We start from the raw sequence: 12,759 nt of genomic DNA, 5'->3' as shown, positions 1-12,759 counted from the left end.
ACAAAAAACTTTCTTGCAACCATGCCAGAAGGAAGGTTTGAATTTGTATTTACCCCAACACATGGTTCATGGCTTAACATGATAGAAAGCTTTTTTGGAAAAATGACAAAACAAATGTTACGTGGAATTCGAGTTCAATCGAAACAGGAATTGGTTAATCGTATCTATCAGTATTTTAAGGAGGTCAATCAGGATCCAATCATATATCATTGGAAATACAAAATGGATGAGATTGATATCGGCAACACAAATGAAACTTAATAGGGTACTTATTAAATGGTCGCTGTACTAGGATAAATTACACCAGTGTCTGAGCTCATAGTATTAATATACCCAGTAATCGAGAAGCGAGTTTGGTGTAATTTATCCTTCCAGGAATAACGGCTGGCATTTTAGTGGAATTGGAACCGCGAACTAGAAAATGCCTGAACGGAACCAGAAACCATCGTCCGTTCCCAAAGTCTCAATTGCATGCAACACTGAACTATCACGCGTTTGCCATGAAAAGCTTTGTAATCTCTTTTCAAGTCCGGCTAAGTGTGTTACTATAATAACCATAGTGCCGGCAAGAAGGCCTGGCAGTTAAAATGTATGTTATCCTAAGAGGGAAGAAAAATGATTACAGGAAGCAAAGAGCTTATACGAGATATTAACAGTACCCTGGTACTTGAAACGATTATAAACCAGGGTCCTATTTCCAGAGCAAACATTTCGAAAATACTGGGTTTGACCAAAGCAACTATTTCCGCAATTGTGGCGGACCTGATAAACAACAATCTGGTGGAGGAAATAGGCTGCGACAACACTGATTTTGGAAGAAAGCCTATTTTATTAAGCTTCCAAAGAAAAGCCGGTTATATGGTAAGTGTGGATTTAGGTGTGGATACCATATCCGTTATGCTTACAGATTTACAGGGGGAAAATTGCCGGTTAAAACAAATTAAGACCCCTAAATCCAACGATGGAATTTTAGAAGCCCTGATACGTGTGATTGATTCCAGTAAGCCCGAAAAGGATTCTACCCCCTATGGTCTGGTTGGTATCTCCCTTGGTATCCATGGTGTGGTTCATGATAATATGGTATCCTTTGCCCCTTATTATAATTTGCAGAACTACGACTTGGCAGGCAGGCTGAACGAGTACTTTCATACTCCCATTTATCTTGAAAATGAAGCAAATCTCTCCGTGCTGGGTGAAAAGACCTTTATGCACGATTATCCGAACATAGCTTATATCAGCGTTCACTCCGGTATTGGCCTTGGTATTCTGATCAATAACGAACTATATACCGGATATAACGGCAGAGCCGGTGAATTCGGGCATACCATCATTGAAATTGACGGAAGGGAATGTCCCTGCGGAAATCATGGCTGCCTGGAGCAGTATGTCTCCGAAAGAGCTTTACTAAAAGAATTTGCAGTGAAAAAAGGAAAAGAAAACGTCACCTTTGACAGCCTTGTTGCCTCTTATGAAGCAGGTGACGGTGATGCAAACCAGATTATTGAACTTTTCGTAAAATTAATGGGCATTTGCATCAATAACGTACTTAATGCCTACAATCCCGACATTATCATTATAAACAGCTCCTTTACAATCTTCATACCGGAACTGACGAAACGGATTGAGGCCTCACTGAGCAGCAGAATGAACAGCTTTATACGGATTGAATCTTCCGCCCTGCAGGATTCCTCTATTCTGCTTGGGGGTATTTGTATTGTTATAAAGAACTTTCTGGGTATCAATACGCTCAATCTAAGCGGTAAAGAAATTTTTGAAAAAATACAGTAAAATCAATCCACTCCCCGGACAATCGATACCGCCTTATGGAGGTTTACTATTTCTACTGTATTATGTTCTCCGCCATATTCACCGTCAACGGACCAGGGAACGTTTTCCTCACAGATTAGGGTTATTTCTTTCACCGGAAGGAAATAAATGTGGTCGCTGTTTAAATTTCCTTTCAAAAGATCATTGATAACAGCCTGGAATTCTATAACGTTTTGAGGCATTTTTACAAAAATGCCTTCAAACTGTCCGTCATCCAGGAGGACATCTTTTCCGGCAATTCCCCGAAAGCCTCCCACTGAAACAGAATTTGCCACCATGCCATAAATAAAATTGTCTTTGATTACACGGTCACCGCATCTTATTTCCATATTGTATGCTTTCCAGTTGGGCAGTCTCTTAATGCCTTCCAGAATATAAGCAGTCCGTCCGAGAGTATTCTTATAAGCCTGAGGTGTTTCATAAGAGGCGTCTGTAAACAAGCCAAAAGCTGCAGTATATGTAAAATATTCCCCATTTATTGTACCGATATCAAAGGGAAATATTTCTCCATGTAAAATAACATTTGCAGCTTTCGGAAGGCTTTTGGGAAGCTTCAAATTATAAGCAAAGTCATTGGTAGTACCGGAAGGAAGATATCCGATGACCGGCCTTTTATCAAATTCCATAATACCGCTGATTACTTCATTTAAGGTACCGTCTCCGCCGGAACATACTACCAGTTCATAGCTTTCCCTTTTCAAGCAGTCAACTACGATATTTTTCGCATCTTTTTTACCCTTGGTAGCATAAATCACTACCTCATAGTTCCCTTTACCAAAACATTCGATGATGCTGGAAAGCCAGTTCTTGATTTTACTCTTCCCTGCCATGGGATTATAAATAAATAACAGCTTATTCTTCATGCTCCTTATTTCGTCCCTCCATTGCCTTTTGTTTCTTTCTCTTTGTCATGATACCGCCAATTCTTCCGCTTTCTTTGGCCGAAAGTGATTTCCATCCGCTGGCCATAACTTTATCTAAAAGTCCTAATTCACCGGCTATTTCATACTTTAACCTTTCATCCGGTTTCATTTCCTCTATGGGTTTTATTTCATTTATTACCTGTGTCTTACTCATATAATTATACACCCTTTCTAGATTTTAACAAGGGACTGTTTCAATGAAATCAATCTTCACCAAAACAGCCCCTATTCATTCATCTATTAAAGTGTAACCTCTTATGTAAGTTTCATACAAGAGCAGACAAGTTTACCAGCTTTTAAAAATTACTTTATTTTAAACAACCGGATAGCTTTCTCCAGTTTCTTGGCATCCTCCTCAAGCTCCGTAGCGGAATGGCTTAAGTTTTCTACCGCGCCAATCTGAGCATTAGCCGTTGCACTTACCTCCTCGGAGGCAGCGGCAGTCTCCTGGGATACTGCTGAAATACTTCTGATAGCATCCAGGGTATCTTCCTTTGCTGCTTCAATACTCTTAACTCCGACAGAAATATTATCTAGATTGCTTACAAGGCCGCCAACATAAGTATTAATCTTTTCGAAGGTAACAACCGTCTTATTTAATGCCTCTGTCTGGGAGTCAACGATTTCACCGGCCGTCTTGGCTGATTCTACGGTACCCTGGGTCTTGTTCTGGATATCTTTTACGATATCCTGAATCTGGCTTACCGCTTCTATAGACTGGTCGGCAAGCTTTCTGATTTCATCTGCCACTACTGCAAATCCTCTTCCTGCCTCACCTGCACGTGCAGCTTCAATGGAAGCATTTAAGGAAAGAAGGTTTGTCTGTGCTGCAATTTCATTTATAATGCCCACAAAGCTGTTGATGCTTCTGGATTTGACTTCCAGCTCTTCAATGCTCTGAATAACGGTCTGTGTTACCTCAGAAGTAGCCTTTGCCTTTTCGCCAAGCTCATTGATGGTTACAACTCCCTCTCCGATAATACTCTTGGTATCGGTAGCTTTCTTCTCAATTTCATAGGTATTGCTGTAAACCTGGCCAATCTGATCCGACAGCCTTGCCATCTGTCCCATGCACTTCTCGGTATCATCTGCCTGCTGTACAACACCGCCTTCAATTTCATCAATTGTCAGCGAGATTCCCTTTGTGGAGGTGAGTATCTGTTCAGAGGTCTGGGACAATTCCGTTGAGGACTGGGTCACCTTGGCTCCCACCTGATATACCTCACCGATTAACTGCTTCATATTGGATGTCATGTCATTCAAACTCTTTGACAGGACACCAAATTCATCCTTCTTGTCCGTATCAAATTCTACCGTCAAATCACCCTTGGCAGCTTTTGAGATAGATACCATAAGTCTTCTGATTGTCAATCCGATTCCCACGGCAATTATGTATCCGATGATAATAGCTACCACACTGGAAACTGCAACAAATACGATATTTAAAACCTTTAAGGTCTTGACCTGCTTTAAAATTTCAGTCTTAGGAATCAGGGCACATACCATGCTTCCTGTATCACCTACAGCCTTGTACACAAAAAGGTAGTTGTTTCCTTTATAATTAACATAATCCGAACCGCTGCCTTTTTCGGATTTTACCGCCTCTTTATAAAAATCCGTATCGGTGAACATGGCATCACCTGACTCCGTGGTGTTGGTCTCTTTTCCATCCGATGCAATTAAGGCTGCCATACTGCCCTTAACGGCACTTATATTCTCAAGAGATTTTAATATCTCTTTTTTGTCCAGGTCTAAAATAATAAATCCATCCGGCGTTGTCATCCTTGTAATAATTGACATCGCATACTTTGATCCGTCTTTTGAAAGGATTTTATCCAAAGAAGGATGGGAGCCTATCCACTTATTCTTTATTTTCTTTTCTTTATAGGCCTGTCCCTGTTCAGATTCCAGGAACTGGGTATATAAATCTACCGGTGCACTGCCGTTGGAAACAATGGGCTTTCCGGTATTGGCAAAAATATAGACATCACTGACAAAAGGATTTGTCTGGGTGATTACCATGGTTTCCTGCTGAAGGGCCTTCAGATTATTAAAATCTTCGAGGGTATCCTCTTTATTTAATCTGACAAAATAATTGGATACTGCTTTGCTGAGCAATAATTCTACTGCCTTATCCTGCACGCCGTTAAGTCCCAGATCCAGATAATCACTTACAGCACTGACCGTCTGATCCATGTTGGTCTCATAGCTGCTGGTTATGGCACTGGAGGATTTGTTGTAAGAAACGACGCCGTAAACGGCCATAAATATAACAGGTACTAAAACAGTAAGTATGATTTTAGTTCTCGTTTCATTTAATCTGCCCAATATTCCCTTGTTACTTACCATAGCCTCAAAAGCCAGCTGACTTTCTTTTTTTCTCTCTTTTATCAATGCCTTTCTTGCTTTTTTATCTGCTGAAGATTCCTTACCGGATTTCTTAAGCCCGTTGGCTTTCCCTCTTCCCGACTGATCCGTTGGTATTCTCCCGCTTCCGCTTTCTCTGGAACTTTCTTCCTCTTCCTTTGATTCCCTGGACTGCTTTTTGTTCTCCGACTTCATAAAATCTCTGATATCCTTTTTGTCTTTCTTCCCTATTAATGATTTACTACTTTTCATCATGTCCTCCTGATAGCATTATTTGGTTAATGCAAGTACTGCAGTCAGTGAAATATGATTATCTATACATATTTCATTCCGTAATAATATTATTTGACCATATTTTACTATTTAGCATAATATTACCACAAAATATCGAAAAATGAAATATTTTATCGTAAACCTATTTTTATTTATCTAGTTTAACGTAAAACCTTGGTGCAAGTATGTGCACTATTTCTAAAGTTGCAAAAATTTTTTTGATTCCTGCTCAAATCATAATTGGCTTATTCAGCCAGAAGGAATACAGGATGCTTTCCTTTACCTTCATGCCCGTAAGCTGCTCCAGGGCCTTACGGTAAAAGCCCAGCTGGCGGCTGTACCTGTTTTTTAGGATATCCTCTGTTACATGGACGTCACTCTTATAATCCACAAGGACAAGCCCGCCTCCCTCTTCAAAGTAAGCATCAATGACACCCTGTACCAGCACCAATTCTTCACTTTTATAATCTTCACTGATGTCCTTTGCCTTAATTCCCATAATAAACTGCCGCTCTTTATGTAAATCTCCTCCAGCCTCCGCCCTGCGCAGTCTTTCAGCCAATGGGCCCTCAAAGAATCTCCCCAGCCTTTTTCGATCCAATACCTGTGCTTCTTCCTCTGAAATTCTTTTCTTATCCACAAGCTCCCTTAAAAAAGCACTGAGCTCTTCTTCCCCGTGCAGCTCTTTAAACACGGCAAGTTCCAGCACCTTATGGATAAGGGTTCCAAGGTCCGCTCCCTTTTCCTCCTTTACTTCTTTCAGGAACTCCGGTACCGGGTATTCCTCCACCTCCTGTTTTCCGTTAATCAGGGAGTCACTAAGCTCTTCCTCTTCCTTTTGTCCCATTTTCTTAAGCTCCGACACGGTTAACTTCGTATGGATATTGCTCTCCGGAGCATATGGATAACTGTATTGGAAGTAATCCCCGATTTCATTTTTAAAGTTTGAATCATATATAAAATCCTCATCCCGGTTAAGAAGGATATCCTCCTTAAGAGACTTTACCTCCTGGCTTACCTTTTCCTGGAATAACAGCATTTCATAGGTATATTCCCGTACAAGGAATTTATCATCCTCCCTGGAATGGGGGATAAGCTCATGGGAAGAAAGAAGCTCTTCAAAACCCTTTTGATTGATAAGGGCTGCCATTATCCAGTCCAAAAAAGAGGCAGCTCCCGTAAGCTCCAGGAAGCTTATGCTATTTTCATGATCATAAGCTCCTCCTGCATATCCGCTCAGCAGCTTGTCCATATCCTTCACACCGGCAGTAAGAATAAGCTTCTCCCGGGCTCTGGTCAAGGCAACGTAAAGCACGCGCAGCTCTTCCCCCAGACTTTCCAGAACCAGCTGCTTCTGGATGAATTTCTTGATTAAAGTGGGAGCCTTTACCCGAAGGGAAAGGTCCAGGTAATCGGTACCGATTCCATAAGTCTGGTGGAGGAGCAGCTTTGCCCTGGAATCCTGCAGGTTGAAGTTTTTCCCAAGGCCTGCAACAAAAACAATGGGGAATTCCAGCCCCTTGCTCTTATGTATACTCATGATACGGACGCTTTTATCGTCCTCCCCGGTGACTTTGGCTTCTCCGAAATCCACGTCATATTTATCAAGCCGCTCCATATACCGGATAAAATGAAACAGACCGCTGTAGCTGGTCTTCTCAAAATTGATTGCCTGCTGCACCAGCATGTCAAGATTTGCCCTTCTTTTATCCCCGCCGGGCATGGCAGAAACATAGTTATAATATCCCGTATCCTCCAGGACCTTGACGATAAGCTCATTTATGGACAGGTGGACCGCCATCCTCCGGTATCCGTCCAGCCTGCTGAAAAAATCTGTAATCTTGCCGGACAAATCATTTTCCTTTGTGAGGAGATAGGTTTTCGCCGCCTCATACATGGTAACTCTTTTCTTTGCCATACGTATTTCCGCCAGCTCCCCATCGGTAAAGCCTGCCATGGGGCTTCTAAGAACTGCCGTCAGGGGGATGTCCTGCCTGGGGTTGTCAATAATACGAAGTAGATTGAGGGCAGCGGATATTTCCAGGGTCTTGAAATAACCGGTCTGGGTTTCCGTATGGGAGGGAATATCCTCTGCCGATAGGATATCCGCAAAAACTTCCCCAAAGCCTGTCACCGAGCGGAGGAGAATAGCGATATCTCCATGTACCGCCCTTCTTAATTCACCGCTTTTCTTATCCTGGACCATCAGCCCTGTATCGGGGTCCGTAAGCTCCTTTATCCTTTTTGCTATTGCCAGTGCTTCTAATTCCTTTGCCGTGTAATCCTCTTCCTCTTTATTATCCTCTCCGTCCTCTTCCCCTTTCTTGGGAGCGGTAGTTACGAGAAGCAGCTCTGTTGTATCCGAGATGCCCTCCCCCTCTGAAAAATCCGCACCGGGATACAGGTAAGCCTTTTCATCATACTCAATATCTCCCAGCTTCTTTGTCATAATCTTTCGGAAGATGCTGTTGATACTGTTAATGACCACGTCCCTGCTTCGGAAGTTCTTATGGAGGTCTATGCGTTCATTATCTCCCTCCTCTTCCTTCTCCCAAAGAGGATAATTATCATACTTTTCCATAAATATTTTAGGGTCTGCCAGACGGAATTTATAAATACTCTGCTTTACATCTCCTACCATAAAGCGGTCCGGCCTGCCAAAGCGTCCCCCGGAAATGCTCTCCAGAATAATCTCCTGTACAAGATTACTGTCCTGGTATTCATCCACCATAATTTCCTTATAGTAATCGGCTAATTCGTCTGCTGCGGGAGTAGGAACTATTACCCCCTCCACTTTTTGTACCAGCACCGACAGCGCCAGATGCTCCAAATCATGAAAATCCACTACATTTTTTTCTGCCTTCCTTTTCTGGAAACTCTCAGAAAAATCTCTGCACAGCCTGATCATCACCTCAACATGAGGCTTCATGGCAGCCATATCAAGTGCCATATCCTCCTCAGACTGGAAGTAATAGCTGCCGGCCATGTCTCCTACTGTTTTTTTTACTTTATCCCTTATTCCCTTGACCTGCTCCTTCTTAGCCAGGTCAACTCCGTCTTCTTTCTTTCCGGAAAGCCTTGCAAAGTTTATATTCCTGACCTTTGCTCCAAAGAGGGAGTAATCCGTGGTACCACTAAGGCCCTGTAACTGTTCCAGATCACTGCTGAGTGCAGGAAAATAGGCTCCCGGTCCATCCTCCTTAAGGCAAAGGGCTGCTGCCTCTTCACACATTGCGATACTATCCGTAACCATGCGGTTCAGCATCGCCATAAGCTCCTTCATCCAGGAGGCTTCCTTCATTTCTTCTGCCGATTGAATCCCAAAGTTGCTGCCAAGCTCCTCATACCATTCCTCCGGCCAGGGGGCACTCATGGAAAACTGATGGAGGTTCAATATCAGCTCTTCCATACCGGTATCCGTCTTTCCGCCGCCAAACCCTTCTGAGAAGGCAAGAAAATCCTCGCTTCCCTCCTCATAGTACTCCTCCAGCAGCTCCTCCAGCACATCGGATTTAAGCAGGGTAAGCTCTGCCTCCTCGGCAATGCGGAAGGAGGGGTCTATGGGCAGGGACTGGAAATTCTCCCGGATTACGGAAAGGCAAAAGCTGTGGATTGTTGTTATCTGCGCATTGTGTACCAGTGCCGCCTGCCTTTGCAGGTTGGCATTATCCGAATCTTTTGTAAGCCTGTCATCGATTGCCTTTCGTATTCTCTCCTTCATCTCCGCCGCCGCTGCATTGGTAAAGGTAACTACCAGAAGCCTGTCTATGTCAATGCCGTCCTCTTCTGCGGTGATACGGTTTATGATACGCTCTACCAGAACGGCTGTCTTTCCTGAGCCGGCGGCCGCTGATACCAGCAGATTCTTATTCTTCGTCTCTATGACCTTCTTCTGTTCCCTGGTCCACTCCATCTTCCTTTTCCCCTCCCTTCCTCATTCTTCTTATAAGTTCTTCCTTTTCCAGGATTTTAAGTTTCTTATATTCAAAGCTTTTAAGCTTGGTGTCAAAACCGCACACATCCTTATAGGGGCAGTAATCGCAGGCAGTCCGGTTTGCCATCTTGTAGGGCTTTGCTCCGGTACTTCCGTCCAGGATATGCTTTCCCATCTCCCCGACCATAGTTCTCACATGGGAAAGAAGGAGGAGTATTTCCTCCGTACTGGCTCCCTGGGAACGCTTTGTAAGCTCTCCCTCCTTATTGGATTCAACCGGGATAACATCGGACCTGACAGAAGGACGTATTCCTTCCCCCCCGGTCTCAAAGCTCTTATCCTGATGCTTTACTATATCATGATCGCTGTTGACAATTCCGTTCATCTTAAGGGCCTTCAGGATGCTTTCCTCCACATCCTCTGAGCGGTCCACCATGGGGTCCTCCATATTGTAGTAGAGAATTCCCGCAGGCAGCACCTCCTTATCCTTTCTATCCTTGTAGAAAAGCTCCATGGCGGCTCCCAGATAAAAGGCAAGCTGTATCTGCAAGCCATAATACAGGGAATTCAAATCAAAGGAGACACTTCCGGATTTATAATCCACTACCCTGAGGAACAGCTTGTCCCCTTCTTCATAGGTATCAAGCCTGTCAATCCTTCCGGTAAGGCTGATGCTCTCCTCCGGTGATACCGGTATGGTCAGGGTATCCAAAGACGTTCTGTCGGAGAAATACAACTCAAAGGCCTCCGGCTCAAAGTCTCCCTTACGAATCTGCCTGCATACCGCCCAAAGGGTACGGTTCAGTATTCTCTTGGCCCTTCTCACGATGGCCTCATACCGCTTGGTGCTCGTAAAGATCAGATTACCGTAATCCTTCACTGCTTCCTCTACGCAGATATCCCCCAGACTCTCTCTTACCTCATCCGGAATTGTATGCCAGTTATACTCACTGTCCTTAATCTTCCTGGAAAAGAGCTCAAGGGCCTTATGAAAGATATTTCCGATATCAGGCGCACTAAGGCGGTATTCCTCCCTTTCCGAAAGCTCCAGCCCATAGGCTGCAAAATGGGCAAAGGCACATTCCGCAAATTTCTCAAATCTGGTGACACTGCCGGCCAGCTTCTCGCCGTACAGCTCTCTGGCCGCCTTTTTCTGCAGCCCTTTTTCTTCATCGATGTAGAACACAGCTCTTACCAGGCGGAGTAATTCCTTTCTCTTTTCCTCCTCCCGGTAATAATACTGGAATAGCTCCTGCCACAGCAGGTCTTCCCTGCTGTCGGGGAAATTCCGCAGGCCCTCTATCAGATAATCAAGTCCTTCTTTGATGCTCAGGATGTCACTAACTGCATCTCTCTCCTCTTCCTCCTCCTTTACCGTTAATGCCGGAAAAATCTTTCGGATATCACTTATCAGGTAGGCCGGAAGAAGCTTTTTGCCATCCTCACTCAGTTTACTGAAGGTTATATACAGCATGTCCTTTGGCTTTGTAAGGTTTAAATACAGATAAAACCTTTCCGTATAGATTTCCTGCTTACCGGTGGGGGCAAGCTCTACTTTTTCTCTTTCCAATACCTCTCTGTCGCCATCGTTCAGTATTAAGCCTTTCGACGGCTTCTTCGGTATATTACCGTCATTTACCCCGGCAAAAAAGAGTATTTTAATGTCCTTTAACCTGGTTCTTTCGATATCACCGATTACTATCTGGTCAAGGCCCGGAGGGATAAGACCTACCTTGGCTTCCCGTAAGCCTGCTTCCAGCACCTGGGCATATTCCCTTGGGGGCATTCTTTCCTCTCCCAAAAGCTCTACAAGCTTGTCATAGAGAGCAATTACCGTGGCATACACCTGACGGTATTCCTTTTCCTCGGACAGGCGGTTCTCCTTCAGGAATTCTTCCGCAAAATCTGCCAGCTGACCCGGTGCCTCAAGCCTTATGCCAAGCTCATACAGGGCTTTTGTATAATCTGTTACGGTAAGGCTTTTATTGCTTAAAACCTCATAAAAGGGAAGGAAGGTATCACAGAACTTCTTTCTCGCCTCATTGATTCTGGTCAGGTCCCCTTCCGGCGTTCTCCTTGACAGCCTGCTAAAGGGCTCCTCCCACCGTTTCTTTCCCCGGATACCAAGGGCCAGAACGTAATTTTCCAGCAGGTCAATGTCTTCCCTTTCAATACCGGTCAGTCCCGTCCGCAGATAGCCGAATACTCCCTCATAGCTGAAATTGTCATATACAATCATAAGGGCACAGCGGATAAGCTCTACAAAGGGATTGGACATACTGTCCCTCTTGCTGTCCAAAAAGAACGGTATCCCTTCTCTTTCAAAGCCCTTCTTTAATTCCCTGCCATAGGAGGCAATATCCCCCGTGACCACGGCTATTTCCTGATAGCGGTAGCCTTTCTCCCTTACCAGCGTCTTAATATTGCAGATGATGCTGTTAACCTCGTTTTCAATATTCCTGGCTCCATAAAGGACTATATTCTTTGCAGGCTCATCAAAGGTATGTATGCGGTAGCGGAAGATATTCTCTTCCAGGGCGGCAAGCTCCTTATTTTTCAGATACCGCCTTGGTATCTTCTCCTTAAAGCAGTCCTCCATAAATAAGGTTTCTTCCAGGGGAATATTCTCCTCCCCTGCTATTTTCGACAGCTTGTCCACCGTCCTGCGGCTTAGATGAAAGAGCTTATAGGGCTCATCCTTTTCCCTCAGCTCGTCTTTTCCAATGGTTACCGTGACAATTACCATCCTGGCATACTTCATCAGCTCCGTCAGCAAACGGTACTGGGATGGCGTAAAGCCGGTAAAGCCGTCCAGACAGATAATACTCCCTTTAATCAGCTCAGAACGTCCAATGGAAGGGATCAGTGCTTCCAGTATCTCCTCCGCCGTAATGTAATTGTTCTCCATATATTCCTGAAAGGCCTCGTAGATGACCTTAACATCATGTAATTTATCCTTTAGTCTTTCCTTTCCCAGAAGGCTTGCCGATACCCTGTCAAGGTCTTCCATGCGGATACTGTACTGGCATATTTCCGATATCAGGGATTTTAATTCTTCCGCAAAGCCCTGTTTATTGACATCATGGGAAAAGAACCTCAATTCTTCCTTTTTATTCGCCACAAGCTTTCGAAGCACCATGGTCTTACCGGTATCCTCCAGGACTTTTCTGTTATCCTTGCCGGTCTCGTCGAATATCCTGTAAGCCAGACGCATAAAGCTTAATATGTCGATGTTCATGGTTCCCTTTAAAGGATGCATGGTAACGATATCCTTCTGGGTCTGCAGGGTAAACTGCTCAGGTACCAGAACAAGATATCCGCTGTCCGGATATTCCATGGACTTTTCTATGATTTCATGGTAGAGCCTGTAGGATTTTCCCGAGCCGGAACGCCCCATTATAAACTTTAATGACATGCTGCTTCCCTTCCTTCTTT

Annotated in this window: 7 protein-coding genes; 2 read left to right on the top strand and 5 right to left on the bottom strand. The window is 44.1% G+C overall.

Annotated elements, in window-relative coordinates; all coding sequences use genetic code 11:
• Together BUB77_RS17050 and BUB77_RS17045 are read left to right on the top strand one after the other, a co-directional pair.
• Positions 1–261: transposase (locus BUB77_RS17050; RefSeq protein WP_170866679.1), on the top strand; the 261-nt coding region annotated here is incomplete at its 5' end.
• A 354-nt stretch (positions 262–615) separates the two neighbouring features.
• Positions 616–1,788, top strand: coding sequence for an ROK family transcriptional regulator (locus BUB77_RS17045; protein ID WP_073278056.1), 1,173 nt, complete (start codon positions 616–618; stop codon positions 1,786–1,788).
• Positions 1,789–1,790: 2 nt separating this feature from the next.
• Here the strand turns inward: BUB77_RS17045 and BUB77_RS17040 are convergent, their stop codons facing one another.
• The 5 genes from BUB77_RS17040 to addB all read right to left on the bottom strand — a co-directional run bounded on the left by BUB77_RS17040 (position 1,791) and on the right by addB (position 12,739).
• Complete coding sequence (locus BUB77_RS17040) at positions 1,791–2,690, bottom strand: diacylglycerol/lipid kinase family protein (RefSeq protein WP_073278055.1); 900 nt, start codon at positions 2,688–2,690, stop codon at positions 1,791–1,793.
• Positions 2,680–2,904 (bottom strand): alpha/beta-type small acid-soluble spore protein, encoded by a 225-nt coding sequence (locus tag BUB77_RS17035; RefSeq protein ID WP_073278054.1) that lies wholly within the window; start codon positions 2,902–2,904, stop codon positions 2,680–2,682. The genes BUB77_RS17040 and BUB77_RS17035 overlap by 11 nt, the downstream gene beginning before the upstream one ends.
• Positions 2,905–3,053: 149 nt before the next feature.
• The gene (locus BUB77_RS17030) at positions 3,054–5,369 is read right to left on the bottom strand and encodes a methyl-accepting chemotaxis protein (protein ID WP_073278053.1); all 2,316 of its coding nucleotides are present in this window, start codon (positions 5,367–5,369) and stop codon (positions 3,054–3,056) included.
• A 250-nt stretch (positions 5,370–5,619) separates the two neighbouring features.
• Entirely contained in the window at positions 5,620–9,303 is a 3,684-nt protein-coding gene (addA, locus tag BUB77_RS17025; protein ID WP_073278052.1) for a helicase-exonuclease AddAB subunit AddA, read from the bottom strand.
• Positions 9,257–12,739 carry a helicase-exonuclease AddAB subunit AddB gene (addB, locus tag BUB77_RS17020; protein WP_073278051.1) on the bottom strand — a complete coding sequence of 1,161 codons (3,483 nt, stop codon included), beginning with the start codon at positions 12,737–12,739 and terminating at the stop codon, positions 9,257–9,259. Before addB ends, addA begins: the two co-directional genes overlap by 47 nt.
• Between the last annotated feature and the right edge of the window lie 20 nt (positions 12,740–12,759).

The sequence above is a fragment of the Anaerocolumna jejuensis DSM 15929 genome (genome assembly GCF_900142215.1).
Taxonomy (GTDB): Bacteria; Bacillota; Clostridia; order Lachnospirales; family Lachnospiraceae; genus Anaerocolumna; species Anaerocolumna jejuensis.
This window is presented reverse-complemented; position numbering and strand designations above follow the sequence as displayed.